Below are 24,884 nucleotides of genomic sequence, written 5' to 3' on the forward strand. Positions count from 1 at the left end.
CTCATGCGCGTCCTGATTATTGAAGATGAAGAGAAAACCGCGGACTACCTGCATCGCGGTCTGACCGAGCAAGGCTATACGGTCGATGTCGCCCGCGAAGGTGTCGAGGGTCTGCACCTGGCGCTGGAGAACGATTATGCGGTGATCGTGCTCGACGTGATGCTGCCCGGCCTCGATGGCTTCGGCGTGTTGCGCGCCTTGCGTGCACGCAAACAGACGCCGGTGATCATGCTGACCGCTCGCGAGCGCGTGGAAGACCGCATTCGCGGCCTGCGCGAAGGCGCCGACGATTACCTGGGCAAGCCGTTTTCCTTCCTGGAACTGGTGGCACGCCTGCAAGCCCTGACCCGCCGTAGCGGCGGGCACGAGCCGGTGCAGGTGACGGTCGCTGACCTGTGGATCGACCTGATCAGCCGCAAGGCCAGCCGCAACGGCGTGCGCCTGGACCTGACCGCCAAGGAGTTCTCGCTGCTCAGCGTATTGGCGCGACGCCAGGGCGAAATCCTTTCCAAGACGGCGATTGCGGAAATGGTCTGGGACATCAATTTCGACAGCGACGCCAATGTGGTGGAAGTCGCGATCAAGCGTCTGCGCGCCAAGCTCGACGGGCCGTTCGACACCAAGCTGCTGCACACCATCCGGGGCATGGGGTATGTGCTGGAGAGTCGCAATGTCGGCTAACTCCATTGCCTTGCGCCTGAGCGGCATGTTCAGCCTGGTGGCGTTGCTGATCTTCCTGTTGATTGGCGGCGCGCTCTATCAACAGGTGGACCGCAGCCTTGGGCTGCTGCCGGGCGCCGAGCTGGATGCGCGCTACAGCGTGCTCGAATCGTCGGTGAACCGCTTCGGTACGCCGGACCATTGGGTGAAGATCAAGGCCAAGCTCAAGCTGCTGGGTGAGGAAGACAAACGCATCCGCTTCTGGGTGGTGAGCAGCGACCCGAACTACGAGTATGGCAACCCCGATGCGCAGATCCGCGCCTTCGCCGAAGGGCGCACAGGCAAGCGCGACTTGCACCTGGCGGGCTACAAGCACCCGTTCAAGGTGTTGGTGAGCCAGTTCCCGGCCAAGGACCAGCGCCCGCCGCTGCGCTTCATGATCGCCATCGACACCGAGAACTTCCGCGCCACCCAGCATCATTTGCTCGTGGCATTGATCAGCCTGGCCCTGGTAGGCGTGGTGCTGGCGTCGTTGCTGGGGTTCTGGGTGGCGCGCATCGGCCTCAAACCGCTGGGCAAACTCTCGGACGAGGCGCAGAAACTCGCGCCACCGAAGCTCTCCGGGCGCCTGCAACTGTCGCCGTTGCCGCCGGAGTTGAGTCAGTTCGTCAACTCGTTCAACTCCACCCTGGACCGCGTCGAGCAAGCCTATTCGCGCCTGGAGTCGTTCAACGCCGATGTGGCCCATGAACTGCGTTCGCCGCTGACCAACCTGATCGGCCAGACCCAGGTGGCGCTGACCCGTGGGCGCTCGGCCGAGCATTATTTCGAGGTGCTGCAATCGAACCTCGAAGAGCTGGAGCGCCTGCGTTCGATCATCAACGACATGCTGTTCCTCGCCAGCGCCGACCAGGGCAGCAAGGCTACCAAGCTGATCGAAAGCTCCCTGGCTGACGAGGTGGCCACCACTCTCGACTACCTGGACTTCATCCTCGAAGACGCCCAGGTCCAGGTGCAGGTCCACGGGGATGCCGTGGTGCAGATCGAGAAAGCCCACCTGCGCCGCGCACTGATCAACCTGCTGAGCAATGCGGTGCAACACACCGCGCCCGGGCAGGTCATCGCAGTGAACATAGAGGTGCAGGAGCATCAGGTCTCGATTGGTGTGACCAACCCCGGCGAAGTGATTGCCAGCGAGCACCTGCCGCGTCTGTTCGAACGCTTTTATCGGGTGGACGCGTCGCGCAGCAACAGCGGGGCCAATCACGGGTTGGGCCTGGCTATCGTCAAGGCGATTGCGTTGATGCATGGCGGCGATGTGTTCGTGCGCAGTGACGGCGGTGGGAATACCTTTGGTATTAGCCTGCCGGTAGCACCATGACTGTTGCGATTTGGGCAACAGTCATTATCTTGTTACACTCTGTATCGCACCGCTCACCTGCGTTAATTTGACGCATCGATGAGCGCGACGGCAATGACAGCTTTCCCGCTTACCCGCATTTCCCTCGACTTATTTCCAGGGCTCTACACTGGGAATCTGTCTTAAAGCCGCTGACGTTCAGCGGCTTTTTTTTGCCGTCAAAAAAGGCCAGGCACCCCCAACGACACTGGCCGTTTCCGATTGACCAAAGGAGCTCCACCGGTGAAGAACTCGCTGACGTTCACCCCGTTATTCCTCACAATAGCCGCAACGATTTCCCCCCTTGCCCACGCGGCAGACACTACCCCCGCCGACGGTTTCGTCGAAGGCGCCCACCTCACTATCAACACCCGCAACTACTACATGAACCGCGACCGGCGCGACATTCACACCGATGACAGCAAGGAGTGGGGCCAGGGTTTCATCGGTATCTTCGAATCCGGCTACACCCAGGGCACCGTCGGCTTCGGCCTGGACGCCCATGCCATGCTCGGCCTCAAGCTCGACGGCGGTGGCGGCACCGATGGTTCCAGCATCCTTCCGTATGGTGGTGGCAACGGCAAGGCACCCGGCTCGTTCTCTACCGCGGGTGGCACCTTGAAAATGCGCGCATTCGATACCGAGCTGAAGGCCGGCGACCTGTTCCTCAATAACCCGGTGATCGCCGGCGGCGCGACACGCATGCTGCCGCAGACCTTCCGTGGCGTGAGCCTGACCAACCACAGTCTCGACGGCTGGATGTTCGAAGGCGGCCAGGCCAGTTTCACCAAGCTCTACAACCAGAGCGGCCATCGCCGCATCGGCACCAGCTACGGCGCGCTGCCCAACACGGCGGACAGCCAGCACCTGAACTGGGCCGGCGTATCGTTCAGCGGCATCGCCGGGCTGACCAGCAACCTCTACGCGTCGGAACTCAAGGACGTGTGGAACCAGTACTACTACGACCTGGACTACACCTACGCGCTGAATGATCTGGTCAGCCTCAACCCGGGCCTGCACTACTACCACACCCAGGACACCGGCCAGTCGCTGCTCGGCGCCATCGACAACAACACCTACAGCCTGCATTTCACCGTGGGCGTGGGCAACCACAGCGTCACCGCCACCTACCAGCGGGTCAACGGCAACACGCCATTCGACTACATCGCCCAGGGCGACAGCATCTACCTGGACAACTCCCAGCAGTACTCCGACTTCAACGGCCCCAACGAACGCTCATGGAAGCTCAAGTACGCCTATGACTTCGTCGGCCTCGGCATGCCGGGCCTGACCTCGGCGGTGTCCTATATCAGCGGCGAGACCGACCTGACCAAAGTTGATCCGCAAAGCCGTGGCTACAGCGCCTGGTACAGCGCCGATGGCAAAGATGCCAAGCACTGGGAACGCGACATCGACGTGAAATATGTGGTGCAGGGCGGCAAGGCCAAGGACCTGGCGGTGCGCCTGCAATGGGCGACCAACCGCGGTGGCAATGGCTACGCGGCGGTGGATCGGGACGTGGACGAGTACCGCGTGATCGTCGACTATCCGATCAACGTGTTCTGAGGGGTGATTTTTTCTTTTTAACCAAGTATTTAATTTTCATCGGGTAGAACTAAACTGCCAGCATCCTCACCGCTGAAGTCTGCCCGATGAGTCCACGCCCTGTTCGTACCTCACCCGCACACCCTGAGTTGTTACTGATCCTGGGCAGCGGGCTCAGCGTCGCCCTGATTGTGATCATTGTCGCGGTGCTGTTGATGCGCGAACACGCCAGCACGCTCGAAGCGGCCAAGCGGTCTACCACCAACATCGCCCAATTGATCAATGCCGACGTACTGCGTAACGTCGAACTGTATGACATGGCGCTCAACGGTCTGATTGCGGCCACGCAACGCGAAGACTTGTCCCAGGTTGCCGCCAATATCCAGCACCTGGTGCAGTTTGATTTGTCCACGGCGGCGCCTTTCAAAGGCGAGGTCCTGCTGCTGGACACCACCGGTACGGTTATCGCCGACTCCTCCACGCTGCGGCCCACGCCACGTAATTTTGCCAGCCGCGATTATTTCCAGGTGCATGCCAAGGACGCCAACGCCGGCTTGTTTATCAGTCGGCCGTTCAAGGTCCGTTGCGAATGCGACCAGGTCTGGCGCATGGCATTCAGTCGACGTGTGTCAGGCCCCAAGGGAGAGTTTGCCGGCGTGGCGGTTGCGACCATGCGCCTGGCGTATTTCGATCAGCTCTTCAACACCCTGACCATCGGCAACGGCAGCAGCGTCAACCTGCTGAGCAGGAATGGCATTCTCCTGGCCCAGCAGCCGCTGCTCGAACGCGACATGATCGACAAGGACCTCAGTGACCGGCCCAACTTCAAGCGAATACTGCGTGACGGAAGCGGCAGCTTTCAGGCGATCTCTGCCATCAGTGGCAAAGAGCGCCTGTATACCTTTACCAATGTCGGTGAACTGCCACTGATCGTGGTCGTGGCGCTGTCCAGCGAGGACGTATTCGCGCCCTGGAGTCGCGTGGCACTGCTGACCAGTAGTGCCACAGGAGTGCTCTGTGCCGGTTTGTTGTGGCTGACCTGGATGCTACGCCGGGAACTGCGACGGCGGCGGCGCGCTGAACGGGTACTGTCAGAACTGGCAGCCACCGATGCGTTGACGGGCCTGGCCAACCGCCGCGTGCTGGACGAACGCCTGCGCCTGGAGTGGGACCGCGCCCAACGCTCGACCGAGCCGCTCACGGTGCTGATGATCGATGTGGACCACTTCAAGGCGTTCAACGACCGTCATGGTCATCATGGCGGCGATGAGGCACTACGTAACGTGGCCCAAGTGATCGGTACCAACATCCGCCGCCCGGCCGACTTGGCGGCACGCTATGGCGGTGAAGAGTTTGCGGTGGTGTTGCCGTTGACCGATGCCAAGGGTGCCTGGGTGATCGCCGAGCATATCCGCAGCGGCGTCGAGCACTTGCCGCGGGTGGCCGGGGACGAACAGCCGATTACGGTGAGTATTGGCATGAGTACGTGGGACAAGCGCAGTCGCCAGTCGCTGGAGGCATTGCTGTTGAGTGCGGACCAGGCGTTGTATGAGGCCAAGCACAGCGGAAGAAACCGCATTGCCGATTCAGCAACCCTCTGAATAGTGAAGCGGATCTAATGTGGGAGGTGGCTTGCGCCCTCCCACACTTGAACAGTGGCAGAGTCAGAAAAAGTGGGTATAAAAAAAGGCCACCCGAAGGCAGCCTTTCAAAACTAAAGAAAGAGAGTTGTTACTTACACCGCCGCAACGGGACGCATGTAAGAGATCGGTGCGGTGCTGGCATCTTCGAAGGTCACGACTTCCCAAGCGTCTGTCTGCTCAATCAACTTGCGCAGCAGCTGGTTGTTAAGGGCGTGGCCCGACTTGAAGCCTTTGAACTCGCCTATCAGGCTATTGCCCAGCAGGTAGAGGTCACCGATTGCATCGAGGATCTTGTGCTTCACGAATTCGTCTTCGTAGCGAAGGCCGTCTTCGTTCAGTACACCATCCGCGTCGACCACAATGGCGTTTTCAACGCTGCCGCCGAGTGCGAGGTTGTGCTTGCGCAGGTACTCGATGTCACTCATGAAACCAAAGGTACGGGCGCGGCTGACTTCTTTTACGAACGAAGTGCTGGAAAAATCCACGCTTGCACTTTGGGTGCGGTCACGGAATACCGGGTGATCGAAATCGATCTCAAAGCTCACTTTAAAGCCTTCGAACGGGACGAAGGTGGCGCGCTTGTCGCCGTCTTCTACTGTCACTTCCCGCAGAATGCGAATGAACTTCTTGGCTGCGTCCTGTTCTTCCAGGCCGGCAGATTGAATCAAGAATACGAAGGGTCCAGCGCTGCCATCCATGATCGGGACTTCGGACGCGGAGAGCTCGACGTAGGCGTTATCGATGCCCAAACCGGCCATGGCCGAGAGCAAGTGCTCCACCGTGTCCACCTTGACGTCACCGTTGACCAATGTGGTCGACATCGTGGTTTCGCCAACGTTTTCCGCGCGAGCAGGAATCTGCACCACAGGGTCCAGGTCGGCACGCACAAACACGATGCCGGTGTCGACAGGTGCAGGCTTGAGGGTCAGGTATACCTTCTCCCCGGAGTGCAGACCTACACCTGTGGCACGAATAATATTCTTCAGGGTGCGTTGTTTAATCATGGCTTGGACCGCTTCAGCGCAAATTGCGAACTGGTATCAACAAAGGCTGGCGATAATAGCAGACCAGACCTTTGCTGAACACCAATCACCTTCATAGCCCTGATACATTCCATCAATCGGCCTGACGACGCAAGAATGCCGGGATGTCCAGGTAGTCCAGATCATCTTGCGGATTCGGGCTACGGGACGCCGCAGCACCGGCCTGAGCCTGGTTGCGCATCACGGTCGGACGGTCCAGGTCACGGTAGTTCACCGACGGCAGTTCCTGGCGCGAAGGCGCTGGAGCAGCAGCCGCCTGGCTGGCGTGGCTGGCCTGGCTGTTGTGCAGGGTGTTGTCGATGATCTTCACAGGCTTCTCGATTTTCGCGCCCAGGCCGGTCGCAACCACGGTCACGTGCAGCTCGTCGCGCATATCCGGATCGATAACGGTACCGACCTTGACCATGGCGTGCTCGGAAGCGAAGGCTTCGATGATGCTACCCACGTCGGAGTACTCACCCAGGGACAGGTCAGGACCGGCGGTGATGTTCACCAGGATGCCGCGTGCACCTTGCAGGTTCACGTCTTCCAGCAGCGGGTTGCGGATGGCCGCTTCAGTGGCTTCACGTGCACGGTTCGGACCGCTGGCGCAGCCAGTGCCCATCATCGCCATGCCCATTTCGCTCATCACGGTACGGACGTCGGCAAAGTCGACGTTGATCATGCCTGGGCGCTTGATGATGTCGGAGATACCGCGAACGGCACCGGCCAGTACATCGTCAGCCTTGGCGAATGCGGACAGCAGGCTCGCGTCCTTGCCCAGGATGGTCAGCAGCTTCTCGTTGGGGATGGTGATCAACGAGTCGACGCTTTCAGACAGCAGACGGATGCCTTCGTCGGCGATCTGCATGCGCTTGCGACCTTCGAACGGGAACGGACGGGTGACGACAGCCACCGTCAGAATGCCCATTTCCTTGGCCACTTCGGCAATGATCGGCGCAGCACCGGTACCGGTACCGCCGCCCATGCCGGTGGTGATGAACACCATGTTGGTGCCTTGCAGCACTTCAGCGATACGCTCACGGTCTTCCAGCGCGGCTTGACGGCCGACTTCCGGGTTGGCGCCAGCGCCGAGGCCCTTGGTCACCGCAGTGCCCAATTGCAGGATGGTCCGCGCGCCGATGCTTTTCAGCGCCTGGGCATCAGTGTTGGCGCAGATGAATTCAACGCCTTCAATGTTGCTCTTGACCATATGGTTGACAGCGTTGCCGCCGCCACCGCCGACACCGATCACTTTGATGACCGGGCTTGCGGGGATGTTGTCTACGAGTTCGAACATGTTCCCTCTCCTTTCATTTCTCTAGTTTTTTCGCCTACTGCTTACAACGGTGTTGCGGTGTCGCGGTAAATCATTAGAAGTTGCCCTTGACCCATGCCTGCAACCGCTCGAACAACGGCGCCTTGGCCTCGTCGTCGCTGCGGTAGCTGTCACGGTTGCTCGGGCCCGACAGGGAAATGCCGTCGGTCTGCTTTTGCAGCCCGTACAACAGCAAGCCCACGCCGGTGGAATAAATCGGGTTGCGTACCACGTCGCCCAGACCCTTCACGCCATGGGGCACGCCCAGGCGGACCGGCATGTGGAAGATTTCCTCGGCCAGCTCGACCGCGCCTTCCATCTTCGAGGTACCACCGGTCAGCACGATGCCGGCCGGGATCAAATCTTCGTAGCCGCTGCGGCGCAGTTCAGCCTGGATCAGGGTAAACAGCTCGTCGTAGCGTGGCTCGACCACTTCGGCCAGGGCCTGGCGCGACAGTTCGCGCGGTGGACGATCACCCACGCTCGGCACCTTGATGGTCTCGCCGGCACCGGCCAGCTTGGCCAGGGCGCAAGCGTAGCGGATCTTGATTTCTTCGGCGTACTGGGTCGGTGTACGCAGCGCCATGGCGATGTCGTTGGTCACCTGGTCACCGGCAATCGGGATCACGGCGGTGTGACGGATCGCACCCTCGGTGAAGATCGCGATGTCGGTGGTGCCGCCGCCGATGTCGACCAGGCACACGCCCAGTTCTTTTTCGTCGTCGGTCAGAACCGAGTAGGCCGAAGCCAACTGCTCGAGAATGATGTCGTCGATTTCCAGACCGCAGCGACGCACGCATTTTTCAATATTCTGTGCGGCGTTGACGGCACAGGTCACCACGTGGACCTTGGCTTCCAGGCGTACGCCCGACATGCCCAGGGGCTCACGTACGCCTTCCTGGTTGTCGATCACGTAGTCCTGCGGCAGGGTGTGCAACACCCGCTGGTCAGCCGGGATCGCCACGGCCTGGGCAGCGTCGAGCACGCGCTCGAGGTCGGCCGAGCTGACTTCGCGGTCGCGGATCGCCACGATGCCGTGGGAGTTCAGGCTGCGGATATGGTTGCCCGCCACGCCGACGAACGCCGAGTGGATCCGGCAACCGGCCATCAGCTGCGCTTCTTCGATGGCGCGCTGGATCGATTGCACGGTGGACTCGATGTTCACCACCACGCCCTTCTTCAGGCCCCGGGACGGATGCGTGCCAATACCGACGATTTCGATGACACCGTCTTCCCCGACCTCGCCCACCAGCGCCACCACCTTGGAGGTGCCGATATCGAGACCGACGATCATTTTGCCGCTTTGCACGTTTGCCATGGGTCCTGCCTCTTCTTAATTCTTCGCGACAGCGGGTTGCGCTGCCGTGGGCGCTGCCGGTTCACGCCAGCCGACGGCAAGGCCGTTGGCGTAACGCAGGTCGACGCTCGCAATGTTCGTAATCTGTTCTTTCAAGGTCTTGTCGTAGATGGCAATGAAGCGGCGCATCTTTTCCACCAAGCGGTCGCGTCCCAGCAACAACTGGATGCCCGGGCCGGAACTGCCTGCCCCGGTCGTCAAAAACCAGCTGCCCCGTTCACGCAGTTCCAGGCGTGCAATGGAGAAGCCCAGTGGCCGCAGCATCTGGCTCAAGGCCTGGTACTGCTGCATCACTTGCTGCTGAGCCCGCTGCGGCCCGAACAGCTGCGGCAGGTGCTCGTAGTTGGCCAGCTCACGCGGGGTGAACGCCTGGCCCTGGTTGTTCAACAGCGCTTCGTCACCCCAACGGGCCACGGGCAGTTGTTCTTCCAGGCGGATCGTCACCTGGTCCGGCCATACGCGGCGGACTTCGGCGTGGGCGATCCACGGCATCTGTTCCAGCTCCGAGCGCATGCCGGCCAGGTCGATGGTAAAGAAGCTCGCCGCCAGGTACGGGCCGATGCGCTGCTGTACCGCTTGCTGGCTGATGTAGCTCAAGTCGCCCTGCACGCTGATCTTGGTGATCGGCCGGTCGGCATACGGCAACAGACGCTGCGCGCCTTCGTAGGTTCCAAAGCCCAGCACCACCAGCAATACCGGCCAGTACAACGCCTTGAGGAAACCAAAGTTGGCTTTCGGCAGGCGCGCCGACATCGGCTCTTTAGCCACCATTCGGCTGGCACCCCGTGGCACCGGCTTGCGGCTCGGTGCTTGAGGGGGCTGATGACGAAGCGATGCGCCTTTCATGTCCTTAGCCTCGTGGCTCAATGCTTGCGGCCAGGATCGCCAGCACCAGTTGCTGGAAATCCAGGCCCGCAGCGCGAGCGGCCATAGGTACCAGGCTGTGGTCGGTCATGCCCGGTGCGGTGTTGACTTCCAGGAACCAGAAATTCCCTTGGTCATCCTGCATCACGTCCGCCCGCGCCCAACCGGCGATACCCAGCGCCTCACAGGCTTTCGCCGTGAGGTCCATCAATTCCTGTTCCTTGGCTGCGTCAAGGCCGCATGGGATCCGGTACTGGGTATCGGAAGCCAGGTACTTGGCGTCGTAGTCGTAAAAGGTGTGGGGCGTGCCCAATGCGATGGGCGGCAATACCTGGCCACGCAGGGTGGCGATGGTGTACTCGGGACCCTGGATCCACTGTTCCACCAACACTTGCGAATCGTAGGTACTTGCCGCTTTCCATGCGTCGATCAATTCGGCGGCCGAGTTCACTTTGGCCATGCCGATACTGGAGCCTTCATGGGCAGGTTTGACGATCAAAGGCAGGCCCAGTTCCTTGGCTGCAGAAATACAATCGTCTTCGCTGCACAGCACACTGTGACGCGGGGTCGGAATGCCCAGGCTGTGCCACACCTGCTTGGTGCGCAACTTGTCCATCGCCAGCGCGGAAGCGAGGATGCCGCTGCCGGTGTAAGGGATGCCGGCGCACTCCAGCAGGCCTTGCATGCTGCCGTCTTCACCGCCACGGCCATGCAGGATGATGAAGGCGCGGTCGATCTTCTCGGCCTGCAGGCGGGCGAGGAAGTCATCGCCCACGTCGATACCGAAGGCGTTCACGCCGGCACTTTGCAAGGCTTCGAGCACGGCGTTGCCGGACTTGAGCGACACTTCGCGCTCGGCGCTCTTGCCGCCGAACAATACGGCTACGCGACCGAAGTCGGCAGGCGTGATCGTGGAAAACAGGGAGGCGTAGTCAGTGGTCATTTCGCCGCTCCCTTTTTTGCCGCAAACAGCGGGCTCGCCAGCAATTTCGGCGCAAGGCCACCAATGTCACCGGCGCCCTGGCACAGCAGGATGTCGCCGGCACGCAGCAGCGGCTTGACGATTGGCGCCAGGTCCACGCCACGCTCGATGTAGATGGGGTCCAACTGGCCGCGCTGACGGATGCTGTTGCACAGCTTGCGGCTGTCGGCGCCCGGGATCGGCTCTTCGCCGGCCGGGTAGACTTCCATCAACAGCAGCACGTTGGCATCGGCCAGTACATTGACGAAATCGTCGTACAGGTCGCGGGTACGGCTGTAGCGGTGCGGCTGGTACACCATCACCAGGCGACGCTCCGGCCAGCCACCACGCACGGCCTTGATCACCGCAGCGACTTCAGTCGGGTGGTGCCCGTAGTCGTCCACCAGCATCACGTCACCGCCCTCTACCGGCAACTGGCCGTAGACCTGGAAGCGACGGCCCACGCCGGCAAAGCGCGACAGGCCTTCGACGATGGCTTCATCGCTGACGCCCTCGTCGGTGGCGATGCAGATGGTCGCCAGGGAATTGAGTACGTTGTGGTTGCCCGGCATGTTCACCGAGACATCCAAGGGCTCACGGTCCGGACGCAGCACGGTGAAGAAGGTTTGCATGCCTTCCTGGCGCACATTGATGGCGCGCACGTCGGCGTCTTCGCTGAAGCCGTAGGTCACGGTCGGACGCTTGACCAGCGGCAGGATTTCGCGCACCACCGGATCGTCCAGGCACACCACCGCCAGACCGTAGAACGGCAGGTTGTGCAGGAACTCGACGAAGGTTTTCTTCAGCTTGTTGAAGTCACCGTCGTAGGTCGCCATATGGTCGGCGTCGATGTTGGTGACCACAGCCACCAGCGGTTGCAAATGCAGGAAGCTGGCATCGCTTTCATCGGCTTCGGCGATCAGGTAACGGCTGGTGCCGAGCTGGGCATTGGTGCCGGCGGCATTCAGGCGGCCACCAATGACGAACGTCGGGTCCAGGCCTCCGGCGGCGAACACCGAGGCAATCAGGCTGGTAGTAGTGGTTTTGCCATGGGTGCCGGCGACGGCGATGCCGTGGCGATAGCGCATCAGCTCGGCCAGCATCTCGGCGCGAGGCACCACGGGAATGCGGCGCTCAAGGGCGGTGGCCACTTCCGGGTTGGAGGTGTTCACGGCGCTGGACACCACCAGCACATCGGCCTCGGCGGCGTTCTCGGCACGGTGGCCGATAAAGATCTGCGCGCCGAACGACTTCAGGCGGTCGGTGACCGGCGACTCTTTCAAGTCGGAGCCGGACACCTGGTAGCCCAGGTTCAGCAGTACTTCGGCAATGCCGCACATGCCCACGCCGCCGATACCGACGAAGTGGATGCGACGGATGCGGCGCATTTCCGGTTGCGGCATGGCTTTCTGATTCTCAACCATGGGCCACCTCCAGGCAGATATCGACCACGGTGCGGGTTGCGTCAGGTTTGGCCAGGCGGCTTGCGGTGCTCGCCATGCTGTTGAGTCGTTCCGGTTGCATCAATACCTCGGTCAGGCGTGCGGCCAAGTCGGCGGCGCCAGTCGTTCTTTGCGGCAGCAGGAAGGCAGCGCCCTCCCCGGCCAAATATTCAGCGTTGCGGGTCTGGTGATCGTCGATCGCGTGGGGCAAAGGCACCAGCAACGACGGCAGACCGGCGGCGGCCAGTTCACTGACGGTCAGCGCACCGGAGCGGCAGACCACCAGGTCGGCCCAGCCATAGGCATGGGCCATGTCTTTGATGAAGGGCTGTACGTTCGCCTCCACACCGGCCTCGCGATAGCGCGTGGCGGTGACTTCACCATGATCTTTGCCCGCCTGGTGGAAGACCTCAGGGCGCAACTCCACAGGAAGTTGCGCCAGGGCTTGCGGCAGCAATTTGTTCAAAGGCTCGGAGCCCAGGCTGCCGCCCATGACCAGCAGGTGCGCCTTGCGCCCGGCCAAGGCTTCACGGGCGATGCCCATGAACAGTTCGATGCGCACCGGGTTGCCAGTGGTGCGCAGCTTGTCCGATGCACCAAAGGTCTTCGGAAAGGCCTCGCACACCCGCGCCGCCAAGGGCACCAGCAGGCGGTTGGCGGTGCCGGCGACGGCGTTCTGTTCGTGCACAATCACCGGCACACCGGCGAGCCTGGCCGCGACGCCACCAGGGCCGGTCACATAGCCACCAAAACCGAGCACACACACCGGCTTCAGTTCACGAATGATCTTGCGCGCCTGCCACACCGCCTTGAGCAACACGAACGGCGCCTTGAGCAGGGACAACTTGCCCTTGCCGCGCAGGCCGGTGACGTTGATCAGGTGCAGCGGCAAGCCGGCATTCGGCACCAATTCGTTTTCGATACCGCGCGGCGTGCCCAACCAGTGCACGGTGTAGCCACGGTTCTGGAATTCCCGCGCGCAGGCCAGGGCCGGGAACACGTGGCCCCCGGTGCCGCCCGCCATGATCAGCACGTTAGCGCCCATGGGTCGGCTCCTCGGCGAAATCGCTTTCGCTGAATTCCATCTCTTCGCTGCCCAGGTGGGTTCGACTCTCCCACTCGATGCGCAGCAACAAGCCCAGGCACGCGCAGCAGATCACCAACGAACTGCCGCCATAACTGAGGAACGGCAAGGTCAGGCCCTTGGTCGGCAACAGGCCGACGTTCACACCGATATTGATCAGGAACTGGCCGATCCACAGGAACGACAAGCCGTACGCCACATAGGCGGCGAAATACTGTTTGGCCTTCTCGGCCCACAGGCCGATGTACATGCCGCGTACACACACGAACACGAACAGCGCGACGGTGCATAGCGAACCCACCACACCGAGCTCTTCGGCCAGTACCGAGAACACGAAGTCGGTGTGCGCTTCCGGCAGGTAGAACTGCTTCTGCACACTGTTGCCCAGGCCCACGCCCAGCCACTCGCCGCGACCGAAGGCGATCAGCGCCTGGGTCAACTGGTAGCCGGAGCCGAACTGGTCGGACCAGGGGTCGGTAAAGGTGATCAGACGCGCCATCCGGTAGGGTTGTGCCTGCACCAGGACGGTCACGGCAGCCACGGCCAGCACCACCATCAGGGTGAAGCGGAACAGCCCCACGCCGCCGAGGAACAGCATCGCCGCAGCAGCGCCCATCATCACGACGGTGGCGCCGAAGTCGGGCTCCATCAGCAGCAGGCCAGCCATGGGCAGCAGCACGATGAACGGCTTGAAGAACCCCATCCAGCTTTCGCGCACTTCTTTCTGGCGACGTACCAGGTAGCCGGCCAGGTAGATCACCACGAACACCTTGGCGATTTCCGACGGCTGCACGTTGAACGCGCCGAAGCCGATCCAGCGCATAGAACCATTCACCTCGCGGCCGATGCCGGGCAGGATCACCATGACCAGCAAGCCGAACGCCCCGATCAGCATCAACCAGCCCAGGCGTTGCCAGGTGGCGATGGGGATCATCATGGTGACGATGCAGGCGCCGAGGCCGATCACCAGGTACACCAAGTGACGGATCATCATGTACAGGGTATTGCCCGACTGCACGGCAGCCACTTCGGACGACGCCGAGGTAATCATCACCAGGCCCAGGCCCAACAAGGCGAGGCAACCGGCGAGCATCGGGAAATCGAGGTCGATACCGCGCCCGGTAATGATCGGCGATGGGTACGGCTTGATGATATTCCGGAAATTCATGCCAAGGCCTCCACGGCGCGGGCGAACAGCTGGCCGCGCTCTTCGTAGTTCTTGAACATGTCGAAACTGGCGCAGGCTGGCGACAACAGCACCGCATCGCCGGACTGGGCCAGGGCCTTGCAACGGGCGATGGCGTCGTCCAGGGACGTGGCGCGCACTTGCGGCACCGCGTCACCGAGAGCGGCGGCGATCAGATCGGAATCGCGGCCCATCAGCACCACGGCGCGGCAATGCTCAGCCACCGGGCCTTTAAGGTCCTTGAAGTCGGCACCCTTGCCGTCGCCACCGGCGATCAACACCAGCTTGCCGTCGATATCGGCGCCAAGGCCTTCGATGGCTGCCAGGGCTGCACCCACGTTGGTGGCCTTGGAATCGTTGTAATAGCTGACGCCATCAAGGTCGCGCACCCACTGGCAGCGATGCTCAAGGCCGCCAAAGCTGCGCAGCGCCGAGAGCATGGCGTCAAACGGCAGGCCGACGGCATGCCCCAGCGCCAACGCCGCCAGGGCATTGGACTGGTTATGGGCGCCACGGATTTTCAGCTCGCGCACCGGCATCAGGTTCTGGAATTCGAAGGCCAGGTATTTCTCGCCGTTCTCTTCGCGGATGCCGAAGGCTTTGAAATCGGGTTTGCCGAGGCCGAAGGTCCAGCAGGGCAGGCCCTCGCCCATCAGCGGACGGCTCAGGGCATCCTGGCGGTTGACCACGACTTGCCGCGCACCACGGAAGATCCGATGCTTGGCCAGGTGGTAAGCCGGCAGGCCGCTGTAGCGGTCCATGTGGTCCTCGCTCACGTTCAACACGGTCGCCACTTCGGCGCCGAGGTCGTGGGTGGTTTCCAGCTGGAAGCTCGACAGCTCCATCACGTACAACTCGATGTCGTCACTGAGCAGGTCCAGCGCGGGTGTACCGAGGTTGCCGCCCACAGCCACGCGCTTGCCGGCCGCAGCCGCCATCTCGCCGACCAGGGTGGTCACGGTGCTTTTCGCGTTGGAGCCGCTGATGGCCACGATCGGCGCCTTCGCATTACGGGCGAACAGGTCGATATCGCCGGACAGCTTCACGCCACGGGCAGCGGCGGCTTGCAGGGCCGGGGTCGCCAGGGCCAGGCCGGGGCTCACGTAGAGCTCATCGGCACGGCACAGAAACTCGACATCCAGCTCGCCACAACGCACTTCCACGTGCGGGTAGTCACGGCGCAGCGTGACCAGCTCCGGTGGATTTTCCCGCGTATCGGCCACGGCAAACGACGTGCCGCGGTTCGCCAGGAAGCGAACCAGGGACATGCCGCTCTTGCCGAGGCCGACAACGATGCGGAAGTGGTCTGAAGCGATCAGGGACACTCGTTTCTACCTCAGTTTCAGGGTGGCAAGGCCGATCAGCACCAGGATCACCGTGATGATCCAGAAGCGGACGATCACGCGTGGCTCGGGCCAGCCCTTGAGTTCAAAGTGGTGGTGAATCGGCGCCATGCGGAACACACGACGCCCGGTCAATTTGAAGGACGCCACCTGGATGACCACCGACAGGGTTTCCATCACGAACACACCGCCCATGATGAACAGCACGATTTCCTGGCGCACGATCACCGCGATGGTGCCGAGGGCCGCGCCCAGCGCCAGGGCGCCGACGTCGCCCATGAACACTTGCGCCGGGTAGGTGTTGAACCACAGGAAGCCCAGGCCGGCACCGATCAGTGCGCCGCAGAACACAATCAGTTCACCCGCGCCCGGTACATAAGGAATCAGCAGGTATTCAGCGAATTTCACGTTACCCGACAGGTAGCAGAAGATGCCGAGCGCGCCGCCCACCATCACCGTCGGCATGATCGCCAGGCCGTCGAGGCCGTCGGTGAGGTTCACTGCGTTGCTGGAGCCGACAATCACGAAGTAGGTCAGCACCACGAAGCCGATACCCAGGGGAATGCTGGCGTCCTTGAGCATCGGGATGATCAGGGTCGTCTCCACCGCGCTTGGCGCAGTGGTGTAGAGGAAGATCGCCGCAGCGAGGCCAAACACCGACTGCCAGAAATACTTCCAGCGGCTTGGCAGCCCCTTGGAGTTTTTCTCGATCACCTTGCGGTAGTCGTCCACCCAACCGATGGCGCCGAACAACAGGGTCACCAAGAGCACCACCCACACATAGCGGTTGTGCAGGTCAGCCCACAGCAAGGTGCTGATGCCGATGGACGACAGGATCAGCGCACCGCCCATGGTCGGTGTGCCGGACTTGGACAGGTGCGACTGCGGGCCGTCATTACGAACCGATTGACCAATTTGCAGGTTCTGCAGGGTGCGGATCATCCACGGCCCCAGGAACAGCGACAAACACAACGCGGTCAGCACACCCAGGATCCCGCGCAGGGTCAGGTACTGGAAGACCGCGAAGCCTTTGTGGAACTGTTGCAGATACTCAGCCAGCAGCAGCAGCATTAATGTTTCTCCGTACTTGAGCCACACAAGGCCGCGACGACGTTTTCCATCACCGCGCTGCGCGATCCCTTGATCAAAATGGTTGTGTGTTTGTCGTGTTCAGCCGCCGCCAGCGCCTGGATCAGCTCGGCCTGGGTCGCGAAATGCAGCGCGCCGGGGCCGAACGCGTTGACAGCGTGAGCCATGTTCGGGCCGACGGCGTACAGCGCGTCGACTTTGCCGGTCGCGTAGGCACCGACTTCACGGTGGGACTGTTCGGCCCAGTCGCCCAGCTCGGCGATGTCGCCCAGCACCAGTACCTTGCGGCCATCGAAGCCTTTAAGCAGGTCGATGGCGGCGCAGACCGAGGACTGGTTGGCGTTGTAAGTGTCATCGATCACGCGCATGCCATTGGTTGCCAGCTGCGCCACGGTACGGCCCTTGACCGGCTGCACCGCGCCAAGCCCGGTGGCGATACCGAACAGCGACACGCCCAGGGCGTAGGCGGCAGCGGCCGCGGCCAGGGCATTGGCGACGTTATGGTTGCCCAGCAGGTTCAACTGCACGTGCTCATTGCCTTGCGGGGTGTGCAAGGTAAAAGACGGGCAGCCACGGGCATCAACGGTGATGTTGGATGCGTGGAAATCAGCCGCAGCATTGAGCACGGCAAACGTCAGGACCTTGCGACCGGCGGCGCGTACACGCCAGGTCTCGAAGGCCTTGTCATCGAGATTCAAGACAGCGGTGCCGGATGCATCGAGGCCTTCGAGGATTTCACCCTTGGCTTCGACGATCTTTTCCGGGCCGCCGAACTCACCGACGTGGGCGGTTCCGGCATTGTTGATGATCGCCACGTGGGGCTTGGTCAGCGCCACGGTGTAGGCGATTTCGCCGATGCGCGATGCGCCCAGCTCGATCACCGCCGCCGTATGTTCAGGGGCCAGTTCGAGCAGGGTCAACGGTGCGCCGAAATCATTGTTCAGGTTGCCACGGGTGGCAAGCACCGGGCCGCGCGTGCGCAGTACCCCGGCAAGCAACTCCTTGACCGTGGTCTTGCCGCTGGATCCCGTGATGGCCGCAACGGGGTTGGTGAACCCGGCACGGTTCAACGCACCCAATTGACCAAGGGCCAGACGGGTGTCGGCGACCAGCAGTTGCGGCAGTGTGGAATCCGCGACTTCGCGCTGCACCAAGGCACCCACGGCGCCTTTGGCGGCAACTTCATTCAGGTAGTCGTGACCATCGAAACGCGGGCCCGCCAGGGCGACAAACAGTTGCCCCGGCTTGATGTTGCGGCTGTCGATACTCACGCCGTCGAAGCGGCAATCGCTCGACAGCATACGGGCCGACAAGGCCTGGACCAGTTCGCTGAATGTCATCGGTTTAAGCATGGGCAACCTCCCAGGCGGTCAAGGCGTGATCGGCCTCGACCAGATCGGAGAAGGCATGGCGCTCGCCGTTGATTTCCTGATAGTCCTCGTGACCTTTACCGGCCAGCACCACCACGTCGTCAGCACTGGCGCCGGCGATCAATTGGGCAATGGCTGCGCCGCGACCGGCGACGAACGTCGCCTTGGACACGTCTTTGAAGCCGACGCGGATGTCGTCGAAAATCTGGCTCGGGTCTTCACTGCGTGGGTTGTCGTCGGTGACGAGCACGCCATCGGCCAGGCGCTCGACAATCTCGGCCATCAACGGGCGCTTGCCGCGATCACGATCACCGCCGCAACCAAACAGGCACAACAACTTGCCCTTGGCGTGGGGACGCAGGGCCACCAGGACTTTTTCCAGGGCATCCGGCGTGTGGGCGTAATCGACCACCACCAACGGCTGTTTGCCGCCACCCAGGCGCTGCATGCGACCGACCGGGCCTTCCAGCTTCGGCAGCACACGCAGGATTTCGTCGAGGGCGTAATCCAGGCCGAGCAATGCGCCGACGGCCGCCAGGGTGTTGCTCAGGTTGAAACGACCGAGCAAGGTGCTGCGCAAATGATGTTCGCCCTGGGGCGTCACCAGCGTCGCGCGCACGCCTTCGTCATTGAATTGCGCGTCGCGGCAGTACAGGTACGCGCTGGAATCTTCCAGGCTGTAGCTGATCAGGCGCGACTCACGCTCTTCGGCGGCCAGTTGGCGACCGAACTCGTCGTCCAGGTTCACCACGCGGCACTTCAAGTCGTTCCAGGCGAACAGCTTGGCCTTCTCGGCCGCGTAGGCTTCCATGGTGCCGTGGTAGTCGAGGTGATCGCGGGACAGGTTGGTCATCACCGCCACATCGAACGCCAGGGCAGCAACCCGACCCTGGTGCAAACCGTGGGACGACACTTCCATGGCAACCGCCTTGGCGCCGGCCTTTTTCAGGTCGGCCAGGGTCGCTTGCACGGCAATCGGGTTCGGCGTGGTGTGCAGGCCGCTTTGCAGCGCGCCGTAGAAACCAGTGCCCAGGGTGCCGACGATGCCGCAGTGTTGCCCCAGCAGGTCAAGGGCCTGGGCAATCAATTGGGTCACGCTGGTCTTGCCGTTGGTGCCGGTAACGCCAACCAGGTTGAGATGTCGACTTGGCTCGCCATAGAAACGCCCGGCGATGTCCGAGAGCTGTTTGGCCAGCCCCTTGACCGGAATCAGCGGAACATCGGTGATCGGCAACACGGTTGCGCCTTCCACTTCGTAGGCCACGGCAGCCGCGCCACGTTGCAGGGCGTCCGCAATATGTGCACGGCCATCGAACTTGCCACCCGGCACCGCCAGGAACAGGTCACCGGCGCGCACATTGCGACTGTCCAGGCTCAATTCACGGATCAGAAGATCGCGGCCGGCGTGGGCAAAAATCTTGTTCAGGCTAAGAGACATCAGCCGCGCCCTCCATTGGCTTTTACAGCAGCGGCCGGTGGACCGGCGTTCGCTTGTTGGGTCGGCGGCAGGTTGTCCGGCGTGATGTTCATCAGGCGCAGGGTGCCGGACATCACTTTGCTGAACACCGGCGCCGAGACCAGGCCACCGAAGTAACCGGCTTTGCTCGGCTCATCGATCACCACCACGATGGCGTAGCGTGGATCGCTCATCGGGCCGAAACCGGCGAACAACGAACGGTACGAATTTTCCGCGTAGCCCTTGGTACCCACCGACGTTTTACGCGCAGTACCCGACTTGCCGGCTACGTGATACGCCGGCACCTGGGCACGGAATACGCCGCGTGGCGCTTCGATCACTTGTTGCAGCATGCCTTGCATGGTCTTGGCGACGTTTTCCGGTATCACCTGGGTGGCTTTCGGCGCTTCGTCGACATGGATCAGGCTCAGCGGAACCATGCGCCCATTATTTGCCAATACAGAGAAAGCATGGGCCAGTTGGATCGCCGTCACCGACAAGCCGTAGCCGTAGGAAAGCGTGGCGGTCTCGGCCTTTTTCCAGTCGCGGTAGTTCGGCAGGTTGCCGACGCGCTCACCGGGGAAATCCAGGCCGGTGGGCTGGCCCAGACCGATCTTCTGCGCCAGGTGATAAATGGTCTCGCCGCCGATATCGAAGGCGACCTTGCTCATGCCTACGTTACTGGAGTTGATCAGGATACCTGTCAGATCCAGCACCGGGCCTTCGGTACGGGACACGTCACGAATGGTGTACTTGCCCAGCTGCAACGTACCCGGATACACCTCGACCTTGTCGCTGGGTTTCCAGCGTCCGGTTTCGAGGGCGGCACTCATGGAGATGGCTTTCATGGTCGAGCCCGGCTCGAACACGTCGATCATCGCTCGGTTGCGCATCATCGCCGGCTGCAGGTTGCGACGGTTGTTGGGGTTGTAGGTCGGCTGGTTGACCATGGCGAGGATCTCGCCGGTCTTGACGTCCATGATCACCAGGCTGCCGGCCTTGGCGCCGTTCTCGATGATCGCGTTACGCAACTCGCGGTTGGCCAGGTATTGCAGGCGCAGGTCAATCGACAACGCCAAGGGCTTACCGGCCTTGGCGTTTTTGGTGACTTGGACATCCTTGATCAGTCTGCCGCGCCGATCCTTGATGACTTGTCGTTTGCCGGGAACCCCGGCGAGCCATTCATCGTAGGCGAGTTCCACACCCTCACGGCCGTGGTCGTCGATGTCGGTAAAGCCGACCATATGCGCGGTGGTTTCACCGGCCGGGTAGAAACGACGGAACTCCTCGATGCCGTAGACACCGGGGACTTTAAGGTCGAGCACCTGCTGGCCTTGTTCGGGGGTTAGGCCGCGGACCAGGTAGATGAATTCTTTATTGGCCTGGGCTTCCAGGCGTTCAGCCAAGGCTTTCGGGTCTTGCCCCAGCGCGGCGGCAAGCGCCGGCCAGCGATCCTTGGCGACCTGCAACTCCTTGGCGTTGGCCCACAGCGTGGTGACCGGCGTACTGACGGCCAGCGGTTCGCCGTTACGGTCGGTGATCAGGCCGCGGTGTGCCGGAATCGGGATGTGACGCAGGCTACGGGCATCGCCCTGGCCGATCAGGAAGTCACGGTCGACCACTTGCAGGTCGATGATCCGCCAGGCGATCGCACCCACCATCAATGCCAGCAAGCCGAGCATCAGGCGGAAGCGCCATGGGTAGAGTGCGCCTTCGAGTTTCATCATGGCGCCACCATGCGGACTTCGGCCGCGCCCGGGATGTGCATTTTCAGTTGTTCAGTCGCCAGCACTTCAATGCGGCTATGGGCTGTCCAGGTGCTTTGCTCCAGGATCAACCGGCCCCATTCCGCCTGGGCTTTGTCGCGCACACTCAATTCCCCGTACAGGGTATTGAGCAACTGGCGGTTGTAGTGGGCGCTGTAGGACACCGCAATCGCGGAAATCAGCACGCCGACAAACAGCAGCAACATAAAGAAGCTGCCGCCCGGGAGGGGCTTGGCGAAAAGCTTGCTCACCGCAACTTCTCCGCGACACGCATGACAGCGCTACGGGAACGTGGGTTGGCCTTGAGCTCAGCTTCGGACGCGAACTGCGCCTTGCCATGGATTTTGATTTTCGGCACAAAGGCTTCGAAACGTACCGGCAGGTTGCGCGGCAGGTTGTCGGACTCACCCTTGACCAGGCGACGCATGAACAACTTGACGATGCGGTCTTCCAGAGAGTGGAAGCTGATCACCACCAGGCGACCGCCCACTTCCAGCGCCTCGAGAGCAGCCTCGAGGCCGGCCTCCAGGTCGCCCAACTCGTTGTTGACGTGAATACGCAGGCCCTGGAACGCACGGGTCGCCGGGTTCTTGCCCTTTTCCCACGCTGGGTTGGCGACTTTCAGTACTTCGGCCAGGTCGGCAGTGCGCTCGAACGGCTGGATTTCACGACGCTCGACCACGGCGCGGGCCATGCGGCCAGCGAAGCGCTCCTCACCGTATTCCTTGAACACACGGGCGATTTCTTCCACTGGCGCGGTGGCGATGAACTGCGCAGCGCTGACGCCACGGGTCGGGTCCATGCGCATGTCGAGCGGACCGTCGTTCATGAAGCTGAAGCCGCGCTCCGGGTCGTCGAGCTGCGGCGAGGACACGCCCAGGTCGAGCAAAACCCCGGCTACCTTGCCCGCCATGCCGCGCTCGGCCACTTCGGCACCCAGCTCGGCAAAGCTGCGCTGCACAACGACAAAGCGGCCGTCTTCGGCCGCTAGCGCTTGCCCGGTGGCAATCGCTTGGGGGTCCTTGTCGAACCCGAGGAGTTTGCCGTCGGGCCCGAGCTGGCTGAGGATCAACCGGCTATGCCCGCCCCTGCCGAACGTGCCGTCCAGATAGCAGCCATCCGCGCGTACGGCGAGAGCCTCAACGGCTTCGTCAAGCAGTACGGTGATGTGGTTAAAGCCGCTATCAATAGTCACAGGATCAAATCACGCAGTTCATCAGGCATGGCGCCCGGTTGTTGAATAGCAGCCAGGTCAGCTGCAGAAACAGCATCCCAGGCATCTTCGTCCCACAATTGGAACTTGTTCAGTTGGCCGACCAGCATTGCGCGCTTGTCGAGCCTGGCGTACTCACGCAAGCGCGGCGGCACCAGGAAACGACCGCTGCCATCGAGCTCGAGGTCGACGGCGTTACCAATCAGCAAACGCTGCAGGCGGCGGTTCTCTTCACGCAATGAAGGCAGGGCGCGCAATTTGGTTTCAATCAACTCCCACTCATCGAGCGGGTAAACACACAAACAAGGGTCAACGGCATCGATAGTGATGATCAACTGCCCGGAACTTCGCGAAATGAGCTCGTCACGATACCGGCTCGGCATGGCGAGACGGCCTTTTGCATCGAGACTGATAGCGTTAGCTCCGCGAAACACAGATGCGTTTCTCCAAATTTTAGCGTTTTACGTTCAAAAAACCCACTTTGTGCCACTTTCCGCCACTTGCGCACACTATAGGAATGCGCCCACCACACCGTCAAGGCGCGGATTCAAGGAAAAGCCTTACAGAACGGAGATTTAGGAGCGTAAAGGGAGGAGAAAACAGAGTTCGGGGATGTTTTTGGCCCAACAAGCGCAAATAGCTCAAAGAGCTATAGGCTAAAGTTAAAGTAATTTATTAAGAGTAAGATTTTTTTGGTATTACGAAGACGCATCTGCCAATGATTCGGCAGGGAGGGATTCTTGCGTTACTACCGGGTTTCTGCTCGAGATTCGGACAGAAGGAAAAAGGTGGAGAGTCGATCTATAAGCCGGGTTCTGTCTTGAACAGTCATTCGTCTACGATGGCCATCACTGGACATCTTTAGCAACCTACCCGGTCCCAGCGCGGGCCACGCCTTGGGACCCTATTTGGTCTTGCTCCAAGTGGGGTTTACCTAGCCACGAACTGTTGCCAGTCGTGCGGTGCGCTCTTACCGCACCTTTTCACCCTTACCGGCACCGAAGTGCTTAGGCGGTTATTTTCTGTGGCACTTTCCGTAGGCTCACGCCTCCCAGGCATTACCTGGCACTTCGCCCTATGGAGCCCGGACTTTCCTCCCCCCCCTAATTTTCATAGAGGGCAGCGACTGTCCAATCGACTCTCCGCCGCGCAGGTTAACGGCACGACGGACTTAGGACAAGTAATAAAAGTTCAGAATTGCCATCACGTTCAGACGGAATACCGCTTTAACCCTGGAACTATTCGCCTTTTTGTTTATCCAGCGCCGCTTGATACAAGAGGTTCTTGCGCACCCCGGTGATTTCCGCCGCCAGGGCGGCCGCACGCTTGAGGGGCATCTCCTTGAGCAGCAGGTCCAGGATGCGCATGGCCTCGCTGCCCACCGCATCTTCGTCCTCAGGCGCGGTCCAGCCTGCGACCAGCACCACACACTCGCCGCGCTGCTGATTGCTGTCACCTTCGACAAACGCACGCAACTCTTCCAGCGGCAGACCTTTGAGGGTTTCGAAGGTCTTGGTCAGCTCACGGGCCAGCAGTGCCAGGCGCGCACCGCCAAATACCAGCTCCATGTCCTGCAGGCATTCGAGGATGCGATGGGGGGCTTCATAGAAGATCAAGGTGCGCGACTCTTCCTTTAACGCTTGCAGCCGCGCACGTCGCCCAACGGCCTTGGCCGGCAGGAAACCCTCGAAAATAAAACGGTCGGACGGCAGACCCGCCGCCGACAATGCCACAATCAGCGCGCACGCTCCCGGAACAGGCACTACATTGATACCAGCGGCCCGCGCCTGGCGCACCAGATGGTAGCCAGGGTCGGAGATCAGGGGTGTACCCGCGTCGGAGATCAGCGCCACATCGTCGCCGGCCAGCAGCCGCACGATAAAGCGGCTGCCTTCTTCGCGCTCGTTGTGTTCGTGGCACGCGGCTAATGGCGTGCTGATACCAAAATGCTGCATCAAACGCTGGGAGTGCCGTGTGTCCTCCGCCGCGATCAATTTAACCTCGCGCAACATTTTCAGTGCCCGCGCACTGATGTCGTCCAGGTTGCCAATGGGCGTCGCCACGACAAAAAGCGAGCCTGCAGTGGAATTCAAAGGACCTGGAGCAGTCAAAACGCACACCTCGATGGTTGGCAAAAGCGACATTGTAGCGCGTAGGCGCCTTGAA

At 61.6% G+C, this 24,884-nt stretch carries 21 protein-coding genes and 1 other RNA gene; 4 read left to right on the forward strand and 18 right to left on the reverse strand.

Going from position 1 to position 24,884, the window contains the following annotated elements; genetic code table 11:
* Positions 1–3: 3 nt before the first annotated feature.
* The 4 genes from BM026_RS14615 to BM026_RS14630 all read left to right on the forward strand — a co-directional run bounded on the left by BM026_RS14615 (position 4) and on the right by BM026_RS14630 (position 5,205).
* Entirely contained in the window at positions 4–681 is a 678-nt protein-coding gene (locus BM026_RS14615; RefSeq protein WP_071491192.1) for a heavy metal response regulator transcription factor, read from the forward strand.
* Positions 671–2,041 (forward strand): heavy metal sensor histidine kinase, encoded by a 1,371-nt coding sequence (locus BM026_RS14620; RefSeq protein WP_093119757.1) that lies wholly within the window; start codon positions 671–673, stop codon positions 2,039–2,041. Before BM026_RS14615 ends, BM026_RS14620 begins: the two co-directional genes overlap by 11 nt.
* A 261-nt stretch (positions 2,042–2,302) precedes the next feature.
* Entirely contained in the window at positions 2,303–3,625 is a 1,323-nt protein-coding gene (locus BM026_RS14625; RefSeq protein WP_093529140.1) for an OprD family porin, read from the forward strand.
* 86 nt (positions 3,626–3,711) lie between these two features.
* Positions 3,712–5,205 (forward strand): GGDEF domain-containing protein, encoded by a 1,494-nt coding sequence (locus BM026_RS14630; RefSeq protein ID WP_093529143.1) that lies wholly within the window; start codon positions 3,712–3,714, stop codon positions 5,203–5,205.
* A gap of 134 nt (positions 5,206–5,339) precedes the next feature.
* Here the strand turns inward: BM026_RS14630 and lpxC are convergent, their stop codons facing one another.
* The 18 genes from lpxC to rsmI form a co-directional block, all read right to left on the reverse strand.
* Positions 5,340–6,251 carry a UDP-3-O-acyl-N-acetylglucosamine deacetylase gene (lpxC, locus tag BM026_RS14635; RefSeq protein WP_003171886.1) on the reverse strand — a complete coding sequence of 304 codons (912 nt, stop codon included), beginning with the start codon at positions 6,249–6,251 and terminating at the stop codon, positions 5,340–5,342.
* 112 nt (positions 6,252–6,363) lie between these two features.
* Positions 6,364–7,569 carry a cell division protein FtsZ gene (ftsZ, locus tag BM026_RS14640; RefSeq protein WP_093529146.1) on the reverse strand — a complete coding sequence of 402 codons (1,206 nt, stop codon included), beginning with the start codon at positions 7,567–7,569 and terminating at the stop codon, positions 6,364–6,366.
* Between the two features lie 73 nt (positions 7,570–7,642).
* Positions 7,643–8,905, reverse strand: coding sequence for a cell division protein FtsA (ftsA, locus tag BM026_RS14645; RefSeq protein WP_010213031.1), 1,263 nt, complete (start codon positions 8,903–8,905; stop codon positions 7,643–7,645).
* Between the two features lie 15 nt (positions 8,906–8,920).
* A complete protein-coding gene (locus tag BM026_RS14650; protein WP_058422950.1) occupies positions 8,921–9,790 on the reverse strand; it encodes a cell division protein FtsQ/DivIB in 870 nt (289 codons plus the stop codon).
* 4 nt (positions 9,791–9,794) lie between these two features.
* On the reverse strand, positions 9,795–10,751 hold the full coding sequence (locus BM026_RS14655) for a D-alanine--D-alanine ligase (RefSeq protein WP_092240786.1): 957 nt from the start codon (positions 10,749–10,751) through the stop codon (positions 9,795–9,797).
* Positions 10,748–12,193 carry a UDP-N-acetylmuramate--L-alanine ligase gene (murC, locus tag BM026_RS14660; RefSeq protein ID WP_071491186.1) on the reverse strand — a complete coding sequence of 482 codons (1,446 nt, stop codon included), beginning with the start codon at positions 12,191–12,193 and terminating at the stop codon, positions 10,748–10,750. Before murC ends, BM026_RS14655 begins: the two co-directional genes overlap by 4 nt.
* Entirely contained in the window at positions 12,186–13,256 is a 1,071-nt protein-coding gene (murG, locus tag BM026_RS14665; RefSeq protein WP_093529149.1) for an undecaprenyldiphospho-muramoylpentapeptide beta-N-acetylglucosaminyltransferase, read from the reverse strand. Before murG ends, murC begins: the two co-directional genes overlap by 8 nt.
* Positions 13,246–14,463, reverse strand: coding sequence for a putative lipid II flippase FtsW (gene ftsW / locus BM026_RS14670; protein WP_053254470.1), 1,218 nt, complete (start codon positions 14,461–14,463; stop codon positions 13,246–13,248). Before ftsW ends, murG begins: the two co-directional genes overlap by 11 nt.
* Entirely contained in the window at positions 14,460–15,806 is a 1,347-nt protein-coding gene (gene murD, locus BM026_RS14675) for a UDP-N-acetylmuramoyl-L-alanine--D-glutamate ligase (protein ID WP_071491184.1), read from the reverse strand. The genes ftsW and murD overlap by 4 nt, the downstream gene beginning before the upstream one ends.
* 6 nt (positions 15,807–15,812) lie before the next feature.
* Positions 15,813–16,895 carry a phospho-N-acetylmuramoyl-pentapeptide-transferase gene (gene mraY, locus BM026_RS14680; RefSeq protein WP_071491183.1) on the reverse strand — a complete coding sequence of 361 codons (1,083 nt, stop codon included), beginning with the start codon at positions 16,893–16,895 and terminating at the stop codon, positions 15,813–15,815.
* On the reverse strand, positions 16,895–18,265 hold the full coding sequence (gene murF / locus BM026_RS14685) for a UDP-N-acetylmuramoyl-tripeptide--D-alanyl-D-alanine ligase (RefSeq protein WP_093512455.1): 1,371 nt from the start codon (positions 18,263–18,265) through the stop codon (positions 16,895–16,897). Before murF ends, mraY begins: the two co-directional genes overlap by 1 nt.
* Positions 18,258–19,721, reverse strand: coding sequence for a UDP-N-acetylmuramoyl-L-alanyl-D-glutamate--2,6-diaminopimelate ligase (locus BM026_RS14690; RefSeq protein WP_071491181.1), 1,464 nt, complete (start codon positions 19,719–19,721; stop codon positions 18,258–18,260). The genes murF and BM026_RS14690 overlap by 8 nt, the downstream gene beginning before the upstream one ends.
* On the reverse strand, positions 19,721–21,463 hold the full coding sequence (locus BM026_RS14695) for a peptidoglycan D,D-transpeptidase FtsI family protein (RefSeq protein ID WP_165447909.1): 1,743 nt from the start codon (positions 21,461–21,463) through the stop codon (positions 19,721–19,723). The genes BM026_RS14690 and BM026_RS14695 overlap by 1 nt, the downstream gene beginning before the upstream one ends.
* Entirely contained in the window at positions 21,463–21,756 is a 294-nt protein-coding gene (ftsL, locus tag BM026_RS14700) for a cell division protein FtsL (RefSeq protein WP_010213047.1), read from the reverse strand. Before ftsL ends, BM026_RS14695 begins: the two co-directional genes overlap by 1 nt.
* Positions 21,753–22,700, reverse strand: a complete 948-nt coding sequence (gene rsmH, locus BM026_RS14705; RefSeq protein WP_010213048.1) for a 16S rRNA (cytosine(1402)-N(4))-methyltransferase RsmH — start codon at positions 22,698–22,700, stop codon at positions 21,753–21,755. The genes ftsL and rsmH overlap by 4 nt, the downstream gene beginning before the upstream one ends.
* Positions 22,697–23,152: a division/cell wall cluster transcriptional repressor MraZ gene (mraZ, locus tag BM026_RS14710; protein ID WP_004371993.1), complete on the reverse strand. Its 456-nt coding sequence runs from the start codon at positions 23,150–23,152 to the stop codon at positions 22,697–22,699. Before mraZ ends, rsmH begins: the two co-directional genes overlap by 4 nt.
* A gap of 354 nt (positions 23,153–23,506) precedes the next feature.
* Positions 23,507–23,860: RNase P RNA component class A (gene rnpB / locus BM026_RS14715), an RNA gene on the reverse strand.
* A gap of 96 nt (positions 23,861–23,956) precedes the next feature.
* The gene (rsmI, locus tag BM026_RS14720; protein ID WP_175507949.1) at positions 23,957–24,862 is read right to left on the reverse strand and encodes a 16S rRNA (cytidine(1402)-2'-O)-methyltransferase; all 906 of its coding nucleotides are present in this window, start codon (positions 24,860–24,862) and stop codon (positions 23,957–23,959) included.
* Positions 24,863–24,884: the final 22 nt, after the last annotated feature.

Source organism: Pseudomonas sp. NFPP24 (assembly GCF_900112095.1).
Classification (GTDB): domain Bacteria; phylum Pseudomonadota; class Gammaproteobacteria; order Pseudomonadales; family Pseudomonadaceae; genus Aquipseudomonas; species Aquipseudomonas extremorientalis.